The following is a 20819-nucleotide window of genomic DNA, read 5'->3' as shown; positions in this document are numbered from 1 at the left end:
AGTGACCACGACACGCTGAGCGACCAGGTCGGCGCGTCGAGCGCCGCGGCGCGTTACTTAGCGCTTCACGGGGATCCTCTGGGGCTTCAGGGGCTGCGTCGCCGGGGCCTGGATCACCTCGCCGTCCGGCGTGAAGCGCGAGCCGTGGCACGGGCAGTCCCAGGTGCGTTCGGCGGTGTTCCATGCGACGCGACACCCCATGTGCGTGCAGTCCGGCGACACCGCGTGCAAACGTCCGGCGTCGTCGCGGTGGACGGCGAGCGTCTCACCGTCCACGCTTATGATGCGCGCCTCGCCCCGGCCGAGCTCCTCGGGCGTGTGGCCGGACACCGCGAGCTTCCCGCCGATGAACCGCTTGGCCACGTTGAGGTTCTCCTTCAACAGCTTCTTCGCCGACTGCACGAGCCGTATGCGCGTCGAGTCGAACGCCATCGCCCACGGGTTCTCACGGCCGGCCACCGCGTCGGCGATGATCATCCCGGCCGCCGTGCCGTTGCTCATGCCCCACTTGCGGAAGCCCGTCGCGACGAAGACGCGTTGGTGGTCGGAGGTCAGCCGCCCGACGTAGGGGATCCCATCGACGGACACGTAGTCCTGCGCCGACCAGCGATAGGCCGGATCCCGCATCTGCAGGCGCTCTGCGGCCCACGACTCCAGTGCCGTGTACCGAGCTTCGGTGTCGTTCTCCTGTCCGACCTTGTGGCTCTCACCGCCGAGGATCAGCCATCGGCGGCCGCCGGCCGACGCGGGACGGATCGATCGGACAGGGTGTTCGGCGCTGATGAACATGCCCTGCCACGACTCGCCGTCGGCGAACGCCATCGCGTAGGAGCGACTCGGCGCCGTCTTCGCGTAGTAGCTGCCGTCGTCCATGAACGGCAGATGCGTCGTAACGACGACCGTCGGCGTCGACAGGGTCCCGTGGTCCGTCTTGACGTGGCAGACGCGGACCTTCTCCTGCACGTCCGAAACGCGGGTGCGCTCGTAGATACGTCCCTTGGTGCGGTGGATCGCGGCGGCGAGCCCGAGGCAATACGCGCGCGGATGGAACTGCGCCTGGTTGCGTAGCCGGACGGCCGCAGACACCGGGAAGGGCAGCGGCACGTCGTAGGTCAGCTCGGCATCGAGTCCGATCTCGCGGCATGCTTCCGCCTCCCGGCGGATCGCGTCGGCGCCTTCGTTCGTCTCGGCGTACGTGTAGGCATCCTGTCGCTCGAGCTCGCACTCGATCCCTTCCGCGTCGACGATCGAGCGGACGAGGTCGATCGCCGTGCTGTTGGCCGCGGCGTACGCGGCACCACGCTCCGCGCCGTGGCGCTCCACCAGGTCGGAGTAGATCAGCCCGTGAAGTGCCGTCACTTTGGCCGTCGTGTAGCCGGTGACGCCCGAAGCGATCCGTCCGGCTTCCAGCACGGCCACCTTCATCCCGTCTCGCTGGAGCATGTAGGCGGCACTCAGTCCCGCGATGCCGCCACCGATCACGATCGCGTCGAAGCTCGGCTTGCCGCTCAAGGCCCGGTACCGGGCCTCCGGCGACGTCTTCACCCACAAGGAAGGATTGCGTTCGTTCAAGCTGCCCATGACGACCTCCGTTCAGATCGGCCGCGCGGGCCTCCAGCTCCCCGGCGCGCACTTCGGCCGCCTCGCGCCCGTTCTGTCGCCGAGCTTAACTGTTGGCGGAGTTGCTCGGCCCCCTTCTCGGCGCGGGAAGGATAGGAAATTCAATGCGTCTATGCAACAGATACTGTTGCGTCGGCCAGGCCGGCCGGTGGTTGGGTGGTCGGAAAGGGGGTGGGAAGAGGGCATTCGGACCTACCCGGGCCGGGTTTCGGGTGGGAGTAGGGGCTGTGGGGTGACGGGATAGGCGAACGGGACACGCGAGAGGCGGGTGCTCGGACCCGAGTCCCTCGGTGCCGGTCAAACCACCTTGACCGACAGGAAGCGTCCGAATAGGAAGGCGCTTACCGGCTCACCCGCTGATCGAGCTTATGAGCGGGAACAGCTTCGCTCATGGGCTGAGCAAGCGTAGGGCGCGCGTGCCCGCGCCATTCATTGGCGGTATGATTCCGCCATGCCTGATTATAATGATGTGCGCCAACGCGTTTAGGCAAGGCATATTACCGTGTACCCCGCAATTCGGACCGAAATCATGGCGATAGGTGTTGAGTTACTGGTTATCTTGCTGTTGGTCTTGGTGAACGGCATTCTTGCCATGTCCGAGCTGGCCATCGTGTCGTCACGAAAGCCGAGGCTGAAGGTGCTGGCCGACGCCGGACACAGGGGTGCCGCGGGCGCACTCGCTCTCGCTGAAAACCCCGGGCGTTTTCTCTCCACGGTTCAGATCGGCATCACCCTCGTGGGGATCTTGGCCGGGGCATTCGGCGGTGCCACCATCAGCGAGCAGCTTGCGGCTTACCTCGACAGCTACCCGCAAATCGTGCCTTTTGGTGAGCCCATCGCCATCGGCGTAGTCGTCATTGGGATTACATACCTCTCACTTATCCTGGGGGAGCTTGTCCCCAAGCAACTGGCCTTGAAAAACCCCGAACGTCTGGCCTCAGCGATGGCGCGACCCATGATATTTCTGGGCAAGATTGCAGCGCCTATGGTGTACTTTCTGGAGCTGTCTTCGACTCTGGTCTTACGTGTATTGGGTGCCCAAGGGACGTCCAACAAAACCCTGACCGAGGACGAAATCAAGGCTGTCGTCGCCGAGGGAGTTTCGGCCGGGACCCTAAAATTCGAGGAAAGAGAGATGATCTCGGGCGTTATGCGTCTGGCGGACTGGCGTGTGCGGGCGATCATGACCCCACGCTCCGAGGTTGTTTATCTCGACCTCGATGAGGGGGATGATGCGATTCGTCGCACGCTTCAGGAATCGCACTTCCCCCGTCTGCCCGTGGCCAGGGGCGGGATCAACCGGGTGCTCGGCATCGTCCAAGCTAAGGATCTGTTGAATCAGACCATGGCCGGCGGCGCATTGGATATCGAAGGCGCTCTGTGCCAACCCCTCATTGTACACCGAGATATGTTGGCATTAGAGGTACTGGAGATATTCAGAGCGTCGCCCGTCCGTCTGGCACTGGTTCTCGACGACTCGGGTGCTCTTGAGGGCGTCGTGACGGCCGCAGACTTCTTGAAGGCCATCGTCGGCGGCCTTGCGGAAGCCGATGGAAGCGGTGATCGAGAAGCTATCCAAAGAGAGGATGGCTCCTGGCTGATCGATGGTGACTTGAATATCGATGTTCTCAAGGATCGACTGGGCTTGCGGGAGGTCCCGCCAGAGCACGATTTCCACACGGTGGCAGGACTCATCCTGTGGCAGATCGAGCGGGTCCCTGCCGTCGGAGAGCACATCGACTACGGCGGATATCGATTCGAGGTCGTGGACATGGACGGTCGCAAGATTGATAAGGTGCTCGCCGCGCCGCTTAGGCAACCCTGCAACGAATCAAAAGATCCCGCGGGTTCTTAAGGGCATCGTTCGACTATTGCGGCGCGACGGTTCTCGTTTCCTGATCTAGGAAGGCGAGCGGCGCGTTGGCAAAGAAGGCCTCGGCGCTCAAGCAGATGCAAACGCACCGGAGTCGTCTCGCTAACGATTTGCTCAGGGCTGGGTCAGCAGCTTCGGCGCGTCGAAGTCCGCCTCCCTTGGGGCGTACACACCCACGGTGTGCGATGCGGTCTCCCACGCCACCCCGAGACGTGCTGACGGCGCAGCTCAGGCGTCCCTGGGATCGCGCGGCCGGGTCCATTCAAGCCACGGCCCTTCCCGGCCATAGTCCGGTGGGTTATCCTCTCCCCGAGAGCGGGGAGGACCATGGAACCACTGTATCGCCCACGGGACATCGAGCCCGCCGTCCAGCGCCGCTGGGAGGAGGCGGGCGTGTTCCGCGCCACCGAGGACCCCGGGCGCGAGAAGTTCTACTGCCTCTCGATGTTCCCCTATCCGAGCGGGAAGCTCCACATGGGGCATGTCCGCAACTACACCATCGGGGATGTGATCGCGCGCTACCAGCGCATGCGGGGCCGGAATGTCTTGCAGCCCATGGGCTGGGACGCCTTCGGGCTGCCGGCCGAGAACGCCGCCATCGAGCGCCACGTCGCGCCCGCCGAGTGGACCTACGCCAACATCGAGCACATGCGCGCCCAGCTCAAGCGCCTGGGTTTCGGCTACGATTGGGGCCGTGAGCTCGCGACCTGCCGGCCGGACTATTACCGGTGGGAGCAGTGGTTTTTTTTGGAGCTGTTCCGGAAGGGCCTCGTCTATAAGAAAACCGCGCTGGTCAACTGGGACCCGGTCGATCAGACCGTGCTCGCCAACGAGCAGGTCATCGACGGCAAGGGCTGGCGCTCGGGTGCTACGGTCGAGCGGCGCCTGATCCCGCAGTGGTTCCTCCGGATCACCGATTACGCCGAGGAATTGCTCGCCGGGCTCGATGCGCTCGAGGGCTGGCCCGAGGCGGTCTGCACCATGCAGCGCCATTGGATCGGCCGCTCCCAGGGCGTCGAGGCGCATTTCGAGATCCCCGAGCGCGCCACGACGCTCTGCGTCTTCACCACCCGCCCGGACACGCTCATGGGCGTGACCTACCTGGCCGTGGCCGCGGAGCACTCCCTGGCCATCGAGGCGGCGGCCCGCGACCCCAAGCTCCAGGCGTTCCTCGACGAATGCCGCCGGAGCGGCACTAGCGAAGCCGTGCTGGAGACCATGGAGAAGGCGGGCCTGCCGCTCGGCCTCGAGGCCCTGCACCCGGTCTCCGGCGAACGCCTGCCCATCTGGGTCGCGAACTTCGTGCTCATGGCCTACGGGACCGGCGCCGTCATGGCCGTGCCGGCCCACGATCAGCGCGACTTCGAGTTCGCCACGCGTTTCAGCCTGCCCATCAAACCAGTGGTGTTCCCCTGCGAGGGTGGTGACGTGGACTTCCGGAACGGGGCCTACACCGAGGCCGGGGTGCTCAGGCACTCCGGGGCCTTCGACGGCTTGAGCTCGCAGGCGGCCTTCGACACGATCGCGGCGTACCTCGAAGGCCACGGCAAGGGGCGCCGCCAGGTCCACTACCGGCTCCGGGACTGGGGGATCTCCCGCCAGCGCTACTGGGGCTGCCCGATCCCGATCATCCACTGCCCCACATGCGGGGCGGTTCCGGTGCCGGAGGCCGATCTGCCGGTGAGCTTGCCGGAGGACGTGGCCTTCGAGGGTGTGGCCTCGCCCTTAAAGCGCATGCCGGAGTTCTATCAGACGCGCTGCCCGTCCTGCGGCGGCGAGGCGGAGCGCGAGACCGACACCTTCGACACCTTCTTCGAGTCGTCCTGGTATTACGCCCGCTACTGCTCGGCCGACCAGTCCGGGCGCATGCTCGATGCGCGGGTCGATTACTGGCTCCCGGTCGACCAGTACATCGGCGGGGTCGAGCACGCCGTCCTGCACCTTCTCTATGCGCGCTTCTTCCATCGGCTCATGCGCGATGCCGGGCTCCTCGGGCACGACGAGCCCTTCACCCGCCTCCTGACCCAGGGCATGGTGCTCAAAGACGGGGCCAAGATGTCCAAGTCCAAGGGCAATACCGTCGATCCCGAGGCCCTGATCGAACAGTATGGCGCCGACACGGTACGGCTTTTCACCATGTTCGCCGCGCCCCCCGAACACTCGCTCGAATGGTCGGACACGGCGGTCGAAGGCGCCTTCCGGTTCTTGAAACGGTTATGGCGCCTGGCAGAGACCCACCTCGCGGCCGGCCCGCTCGACGAGACCGACCATTCGCGCATCGGGCCGGGAGAGCGCGAATTGCGCCGGCTCATCCACCGCACCATCGCCAAGGTCAACGACGACCTCGGGCGGCGCTACACCTTCAACACCGCCATCGCCGCGGTCATGGAGCTTTGCAACGCGCTCGCGAAGCACGAGACGGATGACGGACCGGGGAGGGCGGTGTGGCGCGAGGGGCTGGAGGCGGCGCTGTTGCTCATGGCCCCCATCGTCCCTCACATCGCCGAGGCGCTGTGGGCGGCCCTTGGACACCCGGATCTCGTGGCCGACGCACCCTGGCCCGTGGTCGATCCCGAGGCACTCATCCGCGAGGAGGTCACGCTCGTGGTGCAGGTCAACGGCAAGAAGCGCGGTACCGTGAACATCCCCTCGGGGGCGAGCGAGATCGCGGTCCGGGAAGCCGCGCTTGCCGACGCCAATGTCCGGCGGTTTCTCAAAGGCAAGTCGGTGCGGCACCTGGTCGTGGTCCAGAACCGCCTGGTCAACATCGTCGCGGGTTGATCGACACCATAAACAATGAAAAATCTGGCCCGCCCGGCCGGTATGAGGATGACAAGATCGGCGCTCCTGCTCGCGCTCCTGTGCGTCCCCGCCTGCGGCTTTCATCTGCGCGGCACGGTGCCGGCCGATCTGCAGTTCTCGCGCGTCTATGTCAGGAACCACGGCGCGGGCCGCGTGACCGCGGAGCTGACCCGCCAGTTGGGTTACAACCGCGTGGTGGTGGCGCCGGACGCCGCCTCGGCGGATGTGGTGGTCGAGCTTCGCAACGAACGCTTCGACGAGCGCGTCCTGTCCGTGGACCCGAGGACCGGCAAGGCGCGCGAGTACCAGATCGCTTACCGCGTCGATCTGGCCGTGCGCCACACCGATCGGCGGCTGCTGATCAAGGCTCAGAGGGTCGATCTCCTGCGTGATTTCACCTTCGATGAGACTGCCGCGCTCGGCAAGTTCGAGGAACAGCAGGTGCTGAGGGAGGACATGATCGAGGACGCCGCCGAGACCGTGCTGAGACGTCTCGAAAGCATCCGGATGCGACCCGCCAAGCCGCCGCCGTCGCCGTGAGGCTCAAGGCCGACGAGGTAGAGGCGCATCTGCGGCGTCGTGGCCTGGCGGCGCTGTACTTCGTGACCGGCGACGAGCCACTGCGTCGTACCGAGATCGTCGCGGCCATCCGGGACGCCGCGCTCGCGGGCGGGCATGCGGAAAGGGTGGTGCTGTATGCCGACGCCGGCTTCGATTGGCAGGCGCTCCGCTACCACCTCGACAGTCCTTCGCTCTTTAGCGCCACGCGTCTCATCGAGCTGCGCCTCGGTGAGTCGGGACCGGGTGTGCAGGGCTCGAAGGCGATCATCGCCTGCGCCGAGCGCCCGCCCACGGGAGACGTCGTCTTGATCACCGCCTCCGGGCTCGACGCTAAGGCCCGACAGTCGGCGTGGTACCGGGCACTCGACCGGGCCGGGGTCGTGATCGAGACGCGGCCGGTGAGTCCGGCCATGCTGCCCCGGTGGATCATGGAGCGCGCCCGGCGCCTTGGGCTGACGCTCGAGCACGAGGCCGCGGCCTTTCTCTCCGAAAGAGTCGAAAACAACCCGCTCGCGGCCAACCAGGGGATCGAGAAGCTGGCCCTCTCTGCTCCCGGTGCTCGGATCGGCCTCGCGGAGTTGCAGGGCGCGATCGCCGACAACAGCCGCTACGACGCCTTCGATCTGGTCGCGGCGGCCCTTGCCGGCAGGCTCGATCAGTCCCTCAAGATCCTCTGCGGCCTCCGGGAGGAAGCCGCGGAGCCCGTCATGATCCTCTGGGCCATCCTGCGCGAGCTGCGGCTCGCGTGCCGCTTGTCCTGGCGCTCGGGGCGGGGCGAGGCGCTGGAGGCGTTGTTTGCGGACCATCACATCTGGCCGGCGCGGCAGGGGCCCTTGCGGGACGCCTTGAAGCGCCATACCACCGCGGGGCTGTGGGCGCTCCTGCTCCTCGCCGGCAGGGCCGAGCGCGGCATCAAGGGCGTGGGCGAGCGGCACGATCCGTGGCTCGCCCTCGACGAGATCTGCATGCGTCTCGCCGGTCGGGGCCCATTGGGTTAGAAAGCTGCACGCAGCCCGGTTTAATTATTTGGTTGAACAATCCATCCTCAAGCGGTTGTGTTGCCGCGCGCCGCCGGGTATATTTCCGAAGCATGTCAAGCCGTCCGACCTCCAGACGGGGCGCCTGCGAGCTCGTCCTGCCACGCCGCTCGCGGCCTGGGCCGCTGTCCCTGCTGCTGCCCGTCTAGGGCAGACCGACTCTACACATCCACCCTGGCGAGGGGATACGCGAGCAACCCAAAGACCTGTAGAGCTCCAGGCGGCCGAACCGTCGGGCAGCGGAGCAGTGCCATGAATGAACGACTGATCATCTTCGACACCACCTTGCGGGACGGTGAGCAGAGCCCCGGTGCTTCGATGACCCGCGACGAGAAGGTGCGCATCGCCAAGGCCCTCGAGCGCATGCGCGTGGACGTCATCGAGGCCGGGTTTCCGATCGCGAGCGCGGGCGATTTCGAGGCCGTGCACGCGGTCGCCGAGGCTATCCGCGACAGCACCGTATGCGGCCTCGCGCGGGCGCTACCGCGCGACATCGAGCGCGCCGCAGAGGCCCTGAAAGCGGCGCGCTCAGCGCGCATCCATACCTTCATCGCCACCTCGCCGATCCATATGCAGCGGAAGCTGCGCATGCGTCCCGAAGAGGTCGTGGAGCGCGCCGTCGGCGCGGTCAAAGAGGCGAGGCGGTACGTGGACGATGTTGAGTTTTCCCCGGAGGACGCCGGGCGTTCCGAGATCGATTTCCTATGCCGGGTGCTGGAGGCGGTGATCGCCGCCGGCGCGCGCACCGTGAACATCCCAGACACCGTCGGCTACAGCCTGCCCGGCCAGTTCGGGGCCCTGATCAAGACCCTCATCGAGCGTGTCCCGAACAGCGACAAGGCGGCGTTTTCCGTGCATTGCCATAATGATCTGGGCCTCGCCGTCGGCAACTCGCTGTCCGCGGTGTTAAACGGCGCGCGCCAGGTCGAATGCACCATCAACGGCCTGGGTGAACGGGCCGGCAACGCGGCGCTCGAGGAGATCGTGATGGCGGTCAGGACCCGCCAGGACCAGTTTCCCTGCGATGTCGGGCTCGACACCACCCAGATTCTGCATTGTTCGCGATTGGTCTCCAACATCACCGGCTTCCCGGTGCAGCCCAACAAGGCCATCGTGGGGGCCAACGCCTTCGCCCACGAGTCCGGGATCCATCAGGACGGGGTGCTCAAGAGCCGCGAGACCTACGAGATCATGCGCGCCGAGGACGTCGGCTGGCACGCCAACCGGATGGTGCTCGGCAAACACTCCGGCCGCAACGCCTTCAAGACCCGCCTGCGCGAGCTGGGCGCTGAGCTCGCGCGCGAAGAAGACCTGAACGAGGCCTTCCTGCGCTTTAAGGACCTGGCCGACAAGAAGCACGAGATCTACGACGAGGATCTCCAGGCCCTGGTCACCGACACCAGCCTCGCGACCAGGAACGAATCGGCCAAGCTCATCTCGCTCAAGGTGTGCTCCGAGACCGGGGAGACCCCGAGCGCCCAGGTGACCTTATGGTTTGCCGGGGAGGAACGACACGGTGCGGCCGCGGGCAGCGGCCCCGTGGATGCCGCGTTTCGTGCTATCGAGGGCGTGGTGAGTAGCCAGGCCAACCTGCAGCTCTACTCGGTCAATGCCATCACCACGGGCTCGGACGCCCAGGGGGAGGTCACCGTCCGGCTCGAGCGCGGCGGGCGCATCGTGAACGGCCATGGCGCCGATACCGACATCCTGGCCGCCTCCGCCAAGGCCTATATCAACGCGGTCAACAAGCTGCTCAGCGACGCGCCGCGCGAGCACCCCCAGTCGGGCGACGCGCTGTAGCGATCGGTGAGGGGGTCGGTGGTGTCTCCGCTCTACCGGCGTTACCTCTGGGCCATGGAGATCGATGTGTGGGTGCGGCGCGCCGCCTCGCGGGAGGCGGGGGGTGCGCCCGATCCGGGTACGTCGGGGGGCGAGGCGGAAGGGTATCCCATGGAACTCGAGGCAATGCGCCGCACGGTAGCCGCCTGCACCCGCTGCGAGCTGCACCGGGGGCGCACCCAGACGGTGTTCGGGGTCGGTGACCCGCATGCCGAGTGGCTTGTCATCGGGGAGGCGCCCGGGGCCGAGGAGGACCGCCAGGGCGAGCCCTTCGTCGGGCGCGCCGGCCAGCTCCTGAATGCCATGCTCGGTGCCCTCGGTCTGCGGCGCGAGTCGGTCTATATCGCCAACATCCTGAAGTGCCGCCCCCCGCAGAACCGCGATCCGCGCCCGGCAGAAGTGGCCTCCTGCGAGCCCTACCTCATGCGCCAGATCGCGCTGGTGGCGCCCAAGGTGATCCTGGCGGTGGGCCGCATCGCCGGCCAGAACCTGCTCAAGACCACCACTCCCATCGGCCGGCTGCGCGGCCGGGTCTTCGAGTACGGGGAAGCCCGCTGCCCGCTCATCGTCACCTATCACCCGGCCTATCTCCTGCGATCCCCGCGTGAAAAACACAAGGCCTGGCAGGACCTGTTGCTGGCGAAACAGGTCTACCGGGAGCGCTGTCGATGAGCGCGCTGGCCCGCACTGTCACGGTGTTCCTGCGCCCCATGGAGCGCGGCGATGTCGCCGCGGTCGGTGCCATCGAGCAGGAGGCCTACGCCTTTCCCTGGAGCAGGGGGATCTTCGGCGATTGCCTGAGGGCCGGGCACAGCGCCTGGGTGGTGGAAGAGGGCGGCGTGATCCACGCCTATTCGATCATGGCGGTCGCGGCCGGCGAGGCCCACCTGCTCAACCTGTGCGTGCGGCCGCGCTGTCACGGCCGCGGCTTTGGCCGTGTGCTCCTGTCCCAGATGCTCGATCTCGCCCGTGCGCGCGGGGCCAAGGTGATGTTTCTCGAGGTCCGGCCGTCCAACGCACGTGCCCTCGGGCTGTACCGCAAGGCCGGCTTCGGGGAAGCCGGCACCCGCCCCGGCTATTATCCCGCGCATGACGGTAAGGAAGACGCCCTGATCCTGGCCATGGATCTGTCGACGGCAAGCCACAACCGCTAGCCGTAAGGCACGAGTTCCGAGAATACCGCGGCCGCTTCCCTCTATGGCTTACGGATTGGTCACGGTCTTCGGCGGAACGGGGTTCCTTGGCCGCCGTATAGTAGAGCGTCTTGGTGCGGCAGGCGCTCGTGTGCGCGTCGCGGTGCGGCGTACGATGGAGGGGGTACCGCCCCAAGGAGGTGACGTAGAAGTTGTTTACGCCGATGTACGCGACGGGACGACTATCGCCCAAGCCGTCAGGGACTCCGACGCTGTCGTCAACGCCGTCGGCCTCTACGTTGAGCAGGGCGAGGCGACCTTCCAGGCGGTGCATGTCCACGGGGCGCAGGAGGTCGCACGAGTGGCGAGAGAGGCTGGGATTCCGCGGTTGGTCCATATCTCCGGTATCGGTGCCGATGTGAATTCAGAGTCCTCGTACGTCCGCTCCAGGGGCCTCGGTGAGCTTGCCGTACGGGAGGCGTGTACGGAGGCTACTATCCTCCGCCCGAGCGTTCTCTTCGGCCGAGGAGACGCTCTCTTCCGGTCCCTTGCGGCGATCACGCGGATCTCACCCGTCTTCCCCCTTTTCGGTAACGGATCGACACGGCTCCAGCCGGTGTTTGTTGGTGATGTCGCGGAGGCGGTGGTGAAGGCGGTGGGCTCTCCTTCGGAGAGCGGAAAGGTCTACGAGCTTGGTGGGCCTCGGGTGTACCGCTACAAGGAGCTCGTCGAGTTGGTGCTCGTGCACCTGAAGCGAAGGAGGGTCCTGGTTCCGGTGCCGTTCTTTGTCTGGGAGATCCAAGCTACCCTCCTCGGGATCTTGCCAAACCCACCCCTTACGCGAGATCAGGTGATACTTATGAGAGGGGATAACGTCGTGAGTGATACGGCGCTCACCTTTGCCGATCTCAGTATCACGCCACGACGGGTGGAAGCGGAGCTTCCTTCTATCATGGCTTATTGCTCGGGGAAGACGATATGACGAATCGTGTACGCGACCACAACCAGCGATCTTCAGTTGGTCCCGATCGAAGTAGACGGTTCCGACCATCTTGCGCGTGAGATACGAGGCGGCGAGCGCCAGCCGTATTTGTGTAGCGAAGATCGGGGAGCACGCCTCGTCCTGGCCAGTGTCATGAGCAGCGCTCGCACGTCCTGCAGGTCCTTTGGCCGACTCGCGCGTTCGTCTCGTTCGTCCCCCTTTGGGCAGAGCCTCGGATCAGGGCATGACGCGTTGGTTCACAGCTACCGCTGCAGACGGCTGAGGGTAAATGCGCAGCGCGCACCCATCACTTCTGCCGTTGCACTACGGCGTGACGTCGTGCAGCTTCAGGTACTGCGCCTCGTACGGCGCGGTGGTCCACGCGCCGTCGCTGGCCGGCACCTTTCGCATCGACACGAACAGTCCATTGGACAGGAGCTCCGACCCGCGGATGCTTCCGCCGGGACCGGAACCCTGGAACAGCATCGCCGTCGGACGCTTGGGGTCCTGGGCGCCGTACGCCGCAATGTTGGTCACGTTGTAGAACCGCGCCGGGTCGATGCCGTAGTCGTTGACACCGTTGCCATCCGTGTCCTGGTTGATGTTGAAGAGGCCTTGCTGCTCGCTGTTTCGATCCAGGTTGGCAAACGCGAATACCACATCACTCGAGCGGGGCGCGCCGTTTCTCCTCTCGAACTTCGCCACCGCGAAAATTTTCTGGTGCGTACCGCCGCCGACGAGATCGAGGAAGAACCGGTTCGTGCTTTGTAACGCCGGGCTCGAATGCCGCGCCCTGGAGACGCCCTGATAGACCGGGTACAACTGATCCAGCAGGAACGTTCCATCGTCCCACGCCGGCTTCAAGGAATTGAATTTCTTGAAGTGTGGAATGCCCTTCCCAAAATTCACCTCGTAGCGGCTGAAGCCGAATGCGCTGCCAGAGATGCCGAGCTCCTGGCCGTAGAAGATCATGGGCACGCCGTCTATGCTGCCGTTCACGCAGAACCGCACCAACGCCTCGAACGGATCCGTGTAGTTGGCTTCATCGTGTGAGGTGCTGTTGAGCAACACGAGGCCTTCCCCGTACGCCTTCCGCCGGTCTTCGAAAATGTTGCGATAGCTGTCGGCGTTCGTGGCCGCGGCGAGCCGAAACACAATCTGTTCGTTCAGCACGTCGAAGTGACGGTTGGATCGGCCCGTGACGGCCCCGCCGTCAAGCGATTCCGCCATGAACACGAATGCCCATTTCCTTGTCCGTGTCGTATTGACGATATATTCCCAGGCGCGCGGCGGCAGCCCCTGGGCGAAATCTGCCCGAAGCCCGTCGATACCCTTGCTCGCCTGGTCGGCGCGGCTTGTGCCAGCCGGGCATCCGGTGTGGGTCAGCCAGTACAGCAGGTAATTGGAGAAGTACTTCCAGACGTTTCGCGTCACTGCGCCGTCGGCGCCGAGCAGGGCCGATTCATCGAACCCATCGCTTTCGTCGCGGAACCGGTCGTTGTCTTGCGGGTTCCGGCAGACCAGCGCCGAGTAGCGCCCGAAAAAGACGTCAAGCGTGTCCTCGAACTTGCCGAAATCGTCTCGATCGGGGGCCACCGCCACGGCGGAGTTGGCGAGATCGGCACGGTCACAGTAGTTGCCCGCCCGCGAAAAGAAACGCAGCTCGATCGCGCGCATTGGGCTGGTGGCGGCTCCCCCGAAAAGAGCCACACCCTGGTCCGAGACCTCCACGTCATGCGCCGTGTGGTTGAACGGGGCGTCGAGCATGACGTTCAAACCCGCCGCGTCAGATTCGCGGACGAAGTTCTGGAACTCGAGCCTGGCATCAGCCTCTGTGTTGTCCGAGCCCATGAGAGGCGAGATCTGAAAGAAGTTCCGCACCGCATACGGACTCCCGACTTCGTACGGTTGCCCGGTGTCCGGGTCGATCTGGCGTCCGAGAATGCCTTGCGGATGGATCGGCTGGAACCACAGCCAGTTGACCCCGAGATTTTTCAGATAGGTGAGATTGACCCGATCGAAACCGTCGGTGTCGGGGAAGCTGCTCGGCCGTGCGCCCGGCGGGTCGAACACGTCGTTCCCGTTCGTATCCCGGAACGGCTCGCCATTGTCCCAGCTACCGTTCCCGTTGCCGTCGGTGAAGGTCTCTGGCGCGCCGAGCAAATCGTCGAACGTGCTGCGCGAGCTGAGCGACGGGGCGGTCCCTTCGAGTGTCGACTCGATCACGATGGTGTTCAGCTCGTAGAGCACCATGTCGCGCGCGGCCTTCGGCGACACGGTAATGGCGTGGTCGCGACGGCCGTCGCGCGTGAAATACATCCACTGGCCGGGCGCCCCCATCGTCTGATATCGCGCTGTCAATCGGTACGCGCCGGTTTTTTGTGCCTGGAGAGTCACCGCGAACTCACCAGCGTTGCCAGTGGGCGTCATGGAGTGTGCCTGGTAGTAGTGCTCGTCGCCGGTTCCGACGAGATCTCCGCTCGGCGGCACCATGCCGTCCTCGATCCATCACCGTTGGCGTCCATCTCGGCGCGGTCGCGCTTGTTGAGATTCGTGAACGCCTGCACGGTGGCCGCATTCACATTCGGCGCGTTCGGCCTGAAGACAATCCTCAGCGGCACCGCAGCGCCGGCCACTCGTCCACGAAGATCTTCGAGGTGCTATAGTTGGCGTCCACGCGATTGACGCGGAGCTCGGGATCGTCAGGTGGCGCCCCCGCAGGCACGTGAATAAACGCGCCTGCCAGGATGACGCCGGCGACGATCGGCGCGGTCGCTATCAAGAGCCTTCGCGCGGATGAAGGGGGCCTAAGACAGACCTGAAGGTCCGCCCTAGGATCGGATTGCGTGTGACATCTGGATTGCGTGCGTGACACGGGCGAGCTCCAAAGTAAGGACAGCAACCGTATGGCCGGCCCCAAAGCATGTCAAGATCCTAGCGATCGACCGCACAATGGGGTTGCGCCTGTTGTGTCGGGGAAAGGCACACGTTGATGCGCGTCTACATGGAAGTTCAGCCGCCGACGCTGAGCATTGCCATACACCGTGTGAACGCCGAGATGCGGAAGCATGCCCCGGCCGAAGTGACATTCGCGCAGACACCGCGCGACGCCGATCGCAGATTCTGCACGTCATCGGAATGGGTTCGCTCGAGTACGTGGCGCACGAGCTGATCCAGTACTGCTTTCTCACGACGGAGCAGCCTGCGTCCGGATCCCGACGCGTTCTGGCTTCCGCTGTTCCGTCGAGCGCGGCTCGTGATGAGCTACTATGACCTGCCCCCGCTTGTCGGCTCCTCGGATTTTCCGTTCTACCGGGCACCGCTTGGCGTCGACGACACCTACGATCGGCGACACCTTCCGCCCCCTGCGTGCGTGCTCACGACCGGCCACAAAGCGAGCGGAGAAGCGGATCCGCGAATGCCGCGAGTGCCGCGGCGTGGGTGAATCAGCCGATGTTTCACGTGTGGTCGCATTGCGACTTCATGGGCGATGGCTGCTTCGTCGTGAACGGTGTCAGCGACGAGCCGACCCATTTGCTTCGATCGACCCGCCTACCGGCATTGGTTCCATCAGCACGCCGTGCTCGTGCCGGAAACCGACACCATCACGCTGACCAACGCAATCGCTGAAGTGCTGCGCACCGCGCCGCGCCCGGTGAGCCCCGCGGAGCGCGACGAGGTGCTTTCCCGCTTCTGCTGGCAGCGCATCTGCGAAGAGTTCTGGGAGCGCGTCCTGCGCAATTGAATCGTGGCTTTCGGCGGACCTGAGGTCCGCCCTACATTTGATCCACAAGGATGACTCGAGCACTACGGCACGATCACGGTCGTGCACTGCACGTTGCCGGTGCCCCACGCTGTACGGCACCGAAGAGGGCCGAGGTCGAATCGGTCGTAGACGTCGTACCCAACGCTGAGGCCGCCCTGATCGGCACGGTATGGCGGCGGCAGCCAGACGAAGCCATACCCAGCCAGGAACACGTCGGCGATCCGTGATTCGATCGTCTGATACGACGACTCGAACCACTGAAGGATCGGCGCCGGCGACTCGTCTACACCGGGCGCGGTTGTTGCCGGCGCAGGCACCAGCACGGCAGCGATCGCGAGCGCCAGGACGAAGTACCGCCACGAGCCGACATTCGCGCGTCCCGAAAGCTCGGTGTCGGCCGCCGGGACGCACGCTGCATATGGCTCAGGGGCGCAGCACGTCTCTGCTCCGATCAAAGGACATGATTCCTGGGCTGATCCGGTAGTTTTGGGCGAGATCCCAGTTGCGGAAAATTCTGCCATCGGCGGCTCCCTCGAACTGCATGTACGGCTTGAACAAACGACTCATCACGACGCCGCCCCCCGCCGGGCAGTTGGCCACTCCCACAAACTCGTGCAGGGTCGCGGTCGCGCCGTTCACCAGCGTGGCCGTGCCCACGGCCTTCAGGCGCGCCTTCGGCACGAAGCGGCCGGAGTCTTCCGCGGCCTGATTCCCGGCGGCTGCCTGGGCGCTCCAGAAACCAATTCCTGTGCTATTGGCGAGTCCCGTGTCTTTGCTCGCGGTCGTCACGCGCAGCAGCAGGCACCCCGCAAACGTCTGGCTCGCACCGAAGACCACGCGGTGCAGGCTCGGCGCTCCAGTGACCTGAGTCAGCGCCTCGGTGCAATCCACAGACACGCCATCGATCGCGGCGCACTGATTCGGACCGAGCGCCAGCGGCGCCGTGTGCGCGCGGACGACGGTCACATCGTCGCGATCCTGATTGACCATCACCGGCGCGGGGACCGGATCGATAAGGCCGTAGACGGCCACGTAGTAGTTCCTGGGAAAAGACGACGGGCGCGCCGAGCCGCCGTGCTCGCGTCGCGGCTCTTCGTCACCGTAGGTCGGAACGAACACCTTTCCATTGGCGACCACAGGAGGATTGAACTTCGCAAAGAGTCCGAGCCGATCGCGATCCGAGAACTGTTCGCTCGTCCAGAGCGTGCGGCTGACGTCCTCGGCGTCGAGCGCCAGCACGATCCCGGTCACGCCGCGCTGTCGGTTGGCATCGCCGTCGAGCGGCACGATTGCCCACAGGATGCCTGTGCCCGCGGTACTGCCGTTGGCCGAGAGCGCCGGCATGCCGCCCGGCATGCCAAGGGGCGGCCGGTACCCGCTCTCTCGCGGCGCATCCACTTCGATCAGCTGCCCCTGGCTGTACTTGTATGCCTTCAGAGGGTTGTTCTCTCCCCAAGCGTAGATGCGGGCAACGTCGGGACCCTTCCAAAACACCGGCGAGCCGTGAATGTTGCCGTGGTGGGTCTGGTTGCCCTGGACGACGGCTCCGAAGGCACTGACCTGCTGGACGATATTGGGGTTGTTGCAGTCTGGGCCCGTCGGCGGCGCCGAGTGCTTGCCCATGTTCGTCGGATCGACCAGGTAGAGCACTCCCTGCTTTCCGCCGCTGACGATTCGCCTTGGAGCATCCGGCAGCAGCACCGGCCCCCCCGACCCAAGATCGAGATCGAGCTGATTGAGAAAAGCGAAGTTGCACGGCGTGAAGTAGTCCTTCACGACGAGGTTCGCACCTTCTAGCTTGAGCTTCACGAAGCTGTTGCCGTAGTTCTGTCCGCCGCTCTGGTTGGCGTCGAACGTGCCGTTGCCGGTAATGAGGTACACGTGCCCGTCGGCGTCGGCGGCAGGGCCCTGCCCCGACTGCCAGATACCGCCGTCGCCGCCAGTTGGCGTGGGCGTCCAGGAGGCCCGCTGCGCGAGTGTCTGCGCATCGAACGCGCGCAAGGCGCCACGATTACCGTCGCCTCCGAAGGCGACATAGAGCACACCATCCGTCAGCAACAAGCCCGCGCGCTGTTTGTGCTTACAGGGATTGAACAGACTTTGATCCCGGCACGGATTCGTGGGATCGGTCGAAGGAACGCCGATGACAACCGGAGGATGTCGATGGGTGCCGTTCTGCAGGTTCAGCGCATGCAGCTCGTATTGCAGGTCCTGAGGCCCATCGTCGTGCCAGGCGACAACGTACACCGTTGTCTTCTCGGCGTTCACGACCGGAGTGCTCAAGATGCCCCACTCGGGATCGTTGGTGCTCCACATGTCGATATCTTTCCCGCCCTGCCGTGGCGATCCCAGCCACGTCGCCCACAGCGGAACGGTGCGCCCTTCAGAGCCACGCGCCTCCTTGTCGGCGTCGTACACGTACACCGTGTTGTGCATCGTCGCGATGACCACGGCGTTGAAGGTGCCCCGCACGAGCGGGGTGTTTTGATTGCCAGTAGTGTCGACGCGCAAGCCGGAGACGTACAGAGGTTGCGCGACGACCTGACCGTCCGCGTAGAGCGTCCACAGCTTCCCGAAACGCCCGGAGCTCACGCTGGCCGTGTTGAGGATGGTCTCGGTGAGAATCGCGCCCAGCCGAGCGTTGTCGTAGCGATGCGTCAGCGCGTCTCCGGCAGCGGGATTCGCGTTGATTGGGATCAGGATGACGATGACCATCCCTGCTGCGGCGACCCACCCTGAACGAATGCGGCAACTCTTCATGCGACCTCCGGGGACCGGCTGCGCTCACTAGCCGGGACGCTCAAGAGGCCGCGAGCCTGTGTCGCTTCGACCATCTCGGCGTAGGCGTTCAGCGAGCCGCGAATCTCCTCCTCCACTCGATCGACCCACAGCCCGGCAAGGCACGAGATCCTGCCGGCGCATGACGCTAGCGGCGAAGACGTCCAGCAGGGCTCGCACGGCAGGCCCACACGCATCACCATGACATTGTCCGGAAACCGACCGAGGCATCGGTCTCCGGTCGGGCCGAATAGCATGATGACCGTGCGAGTGCCAACGGCGCCGGCCACGTGCTACGCGCGCGAGGCCGGCATCGTTTGCCACGACGGCACCAGCCGCCGCCATCAGCTCCGCCGTCTGTCGCAGCGTCAGCTGACCAACGAACGATCGCGCGTGTGCCGGAAATGGCATTGGGCAGCCGCCGTGTTGACTCAGGTCGTCCGGGGTCCCGACGATGGCGACGTCCTGGAACCCGTTGGGCGAGCTGCGGGAAGTAGGCCACCGCTTTGCCGCCAACATGCCGGTCTTGCAGCCAGGAGCGATGACGATCGTGCCGAGCCCGACGCGTGCCTCGTCCGACTGCGGTCCTATGGAGAGCCGGCACGCCGGCTGTCGATTTGCGGGATAACCGATGTTGCGCAAACAGCGCGTCGGGAGGTCTTTGCACTAATCCAGCGCCAGCGCGATGCACATGCTGGAGTTTGCGCCAGTAGAACGGCGGAATAGCTGCGACAACGATGTCGTACTTGTCCTGCGCTCTCACAGGACCATTGAGCGTCGAGTGCACGTGCCGAACGATGCTCCACGCCTGCAGAAGGTCGCCCGTTTGCGGATAGTCCGCGTCGAGATAGACATCGGTCGTGAACCCGGGCTCTGCGAGTGCGACAAGCAAGGGGCCTGGCGAGCACGATGTTGCCGACGCCGGACGTGAGGTGGACAAGGCAGTTCATGACGTCCGGCGCGGGAGAGTTTGCGTATCAACGCCACAACGATCTTCTGCTTGTTACGCCCGCCATTGGGCTTTACCTTGTTCTCAAACCACATCTTGACAATCTCATCGCGTTGAATCAAACGCCGGATCGCGAGATAGAGATCTCGCCGCGCAGGCCCGGAGCCCCGCTTGTGATCTTGATCTGCCCCTGATGCTGACGGCTGCTCCTCTCCTTGAGGTTCAGCCGCCACGCACGGCACACCGATCGTCTGGCGGGCGCTCCCGAGCACCGCCTCGATCTTTTCCGCCGCGAGCTTTCCGCGGGAAACCCGCCGCATCCGCTCGCGGCCCTCTTCGGCCCGCAGGCTGAGCTCCGCCGGACAACCGAAGCTCAATAGCAGATCCTCCGACACTATCGAGCTCCAGGTAGTGGGTCAGCTCCGGCCAGTGCCGTTGCAGCGCTGCCTCCAGCCGGTCCTGCTGCTAACCTCACAGGCATCGTGCACGCGCTTGGCACTCATCTGATGCACCTCCATCCCCGCCTCACCCAGTTGCCTACGCAGCGTGTCGTCATAGACCCCGGTGGACTCCATCACCGCGGTGAGCGACCCACAGGCTAAGCCCCTCAGCCGCTCAAGGAAGCGCTGTTGTCTCGGCCGGGTGCGCCCACCTCACCGTGACCACCACCTCCCGCTTGCTGTCCATAGTACCCCATACTGCTCAACCTTGGCGACATCCACCGCCCACACACCGCCTTGTCCTTGACCGATTGGCCACCTCTTCCCACCGAACCTCATTGACACTTTCTGAGCACGATAGCTACGCTTCTTCATGGCGAGAATACCTCCATGCTAAAGACCTAGCCAAACATATTGAAATTTGAGATCCACCGGGCGTTTGACCGATGATCTTGTTATCGAGACGAGACCAAGGGAGGGACGACCGGTGGAATGGTTCGCGAAGCTGTTTGGCAGCCTGCTGGTGTTTGTATACCACTGTTTCGACCGCATTGTCATCCATGGGTACCTGTCCGGGCTGTCGCGGCCCGAGCAGGTCGTGTACTTCTTCCGCGAGCTGGTCGGGGTGGCGGCGGTCACTAAGGAGGTGCTCTCGGGGCGCACCGGTGACTATCAGGGCTGGGTGGAAGCCTTCGCCCGCAATCACGTGGTACCGATCGAGTGGGCTGAGAAGGGGGTGCGCAAGGAAGAGTATGTCCGGCGCTGGCTGCGCTCGATGGAGCGGCGGGACCGCTTTGGTGTGTACTTCATCTTCAAGAGTATGGAGCAAGGGCGGACCTTCCGGTGCATGGTCCCGAAGTATCGGACGAAGGACCCGAATCACCGCATTCTCGCACCGCAGCGCAGCCGCTTCACGCACTACTACTTCTATATTCGGGATGGAGTCTTGGGTCCCATCGTGATGCGGGTGGCCTCCTTCTTCCCCTTCCAGACGACCTATTGGCTGAACGGCCACTCCTTCATGGAACAGGAGCTGAAT

General features: G+C 64.8%; 17 protein-coding genes. 10 read left to right on the top strand and 7 right to left on the bottom strand.

Features of this window, described 5'->3' with window-relative positions; translation table 11 throughout:
* Positions 1-57 precede the first annotated feature (57 nt).
* On the bottom strand, positions 58-1581 hold the full coding sequence (locus M3461_20105) for an FAD-dependent oxidoreductase (protein ID MDQ3776489.1): 1524 nt from the start codon (positions 1579-1581) through the stop codon (positions 58-60).
* Between the two features lie 541 nt (positions 1582-2122).
* Here M3461_20105 and M3461_20100 point away from each other — a divergent pair.
* The 8 genes from M3461_20100 to M3461_20065 all read left to right on the top strand — a co-directional run bounded on the left by M3461_20100 (position 2123) and on the right by M3461_20065 (position 11847).
* Positions 2123-3475, top strand: a complete 1353-nt coding sequence (locus M3461_20100; protein MDQ3776488.1) for a hemolysin family protein — start codon at positions 2123-2125, stop codon at positions 3473-3475.
* A gap of 345 nt (positions 3476-3820) precedes the next feature.
* Positions 3821-6274, top strand: coding sequence for a leucine--tRNA ligase (leuS, locus tag M3461_20095; protein MDQ3776487.1), 2454 nt, complete (start codon positions 3821-3823; stop codon positions 6272-6274).
* A 15-nt stretch (positions 6275-6289) separates the two neighbouring features.
* Complete coding sequence (gene lptE, locus M3461_20090; GenBank protein MDQ3776486.1) at positions 6290-6835, top strand: LPS assembly lipoprotein LptE; 546 nt, start codon at positions 6290-6292, stop codon at positions 6833-6835.
* Positions 6832-7854 carry a DNA polymerase III subunit delta gene (holA, locus tag M3461_20085; protein MDQ3776485.1) on the top strand — a complete coding sequence of 341 codons (1023 nt, stop codon included), beginning with the start codon at positions 6832-6834 and terminating at the stop codon, positions 7852-7854. Before lptE ends, holA begins: the two co-directional genes overlap by 4 nt.
* Positions 7855-8145: 291 nt before the next feature.
* Positions 8146-9693 (top strand): 2-isopropylmalate synthase, encoded by a 1548-nt coding sequence (locus M3461_20080; GenBank protein MDQ3776484.1) that lies wholly within the window; start codon positions 8146-8148, stop codon positions 9691-9693.
* A gap of 54 nt (positions 9694-9747) precedes the next feature.
* On the top strand, positions 9748-10404 hold the full coding sequence (locus tag M3461_20075) for a uracil-DNA glycosylase (protein MDQ3776483.1): 657 nt from the start codon (positions 9748-9750) through the stop codon (positions 10402-10404).
* A complete protein-coding gene (gene rimI / locus M3461_20070; GenBank protein MDQ3776482.1) occupies positions 10401-10886 on the top strand; it encodes a ribosomal protein S18-alanine N-acetyltransferase in 486 nt (161 codons plus the stop codon). Before M3461_20075 ends, rimI begins: the two co-directional genes overlap by 4 nt.
* A 43-nt stretch (positions 10887-10929) precedes the next feature.
* Positions 10930-11847: a complex I NDUFA9 subunit family protein gene (locus M3461_20065; GenBank protein MDQ3776481.1), complete on the top strand. Its 918-nt coding sequence runs from the start codon at positions 10930-10932 to the stop codon at positions 11845-11847.
* Between the two features lie 324 nt (positions 11848-12171).
* Here M3461_20065 and M3461_20060 read toward each other — a convergent pair whose 3' ends face one another.
* Positions 12172-14340, bottom strand: a complete 2169-nt coding sequence (locus tag M3461_20060; protein MDQ3776480.1) for an alpha-amylase family glycosyl hydrolase — start codon at positions 14338-14340, stop codon at positions 12172-12174.
* A 118-nt stretch (positions 14341-14458) separates the two neighbouring features.
* On the bottom strand, positions 14459-14629 hold the full coding sequence (locus M3461_20055; protein MDQ3776479.1) for a hypothetical protein: 171 nt from the start codon (positions 14627-14629) through the stop codon (positions 14459-14461).
* Positions 14630-15427: 798 nt separating this feature from the next.
* Here M3461_20055 and M3461_20050 point away from each other — a divergent pair.
* Positions 15428-15592, top strand: a complete 165-nt coding sequence (locus M3461_20050) for a hypothetical protein (GenBank protein ID MDQ3776478.1) — start codon at positions 15428-15430, stop codon at positions 15590-15592.
* A 62-nt stretch (positions 15593-15654) separates the two neighbouring features.
* Here M3461_20050 and M3461_20045 read toward each other — a convergent pair whose 3' ends face one another.
* From M3461_20045 to M3461_20030, 4 genes are all read right to left on the bottom strand, one after another.
* Positions 15655-16068, bottom strand: a complete 414-nt coding sequence (locus M3461_20045; GenBank protein MDQ3776477.1) for a hypothetical protein — start codon at positions 16066-16068, stop codon at positions 15655-15657.
* Complete coding sequence (locus M3461_20040; protein ID MDQ3776476.1) at positions 16037-18328, bottom strand: hypothetical protein; 2292 nt, start codon at positions 18326-18328, stop codon at positions 16037-16039. The genes M3461_20045 and M3461_20040 overlap by 32 nt, the downstream gene beginning before the upstream one ends.
* 41 nt (positions 18329-18369) lie before the next feature.
* On the bottom strand, positions 18370-18681 hold the full coding sequence (locus tag M3461_20035; protein ID MDQ3776475.1) for a hypothetical protein: 312 nt from the start codon (positions 18679-18681) through the stop codon (positions 18370-18372).
* A gap of 1075 nt (positions 18682-19756) precedes the next feature.
* Positions 19757-19915, bottom strand: a complete 159-nt coding sequence (locus M3461_20030; protein ID MDQ3776474.1) for a hypothetical protein — start codon at positions 19913-19915, stop codon at positions 19757-19759.
* A gap of 352 nt (positions 19916-20267) precedes the next feature.
* Here M3461_20030 and M3461_20025 point away from each other — a divergent pair.
* Positions 20268-20819, top strand: a 552-nt coding sequence (locus tag M3461_20025) for a hypothetical protein (GenBank protein MDQ3776473.1), incomplete at its 3' end; no start/stop codon positions are given.

This window comes from Pseudomonadota bacterium (assembly GCA_030860485.1).
Classification (GTDB): domain Bacteria; phylum Pseudomonadota; class Gammaproteobacteria; order JACCXJ01; family JACCXJ01; genus JACCXJ01.
This window is presented reverse-complemented; position numbering and strand designations above follow the sequence as displayed.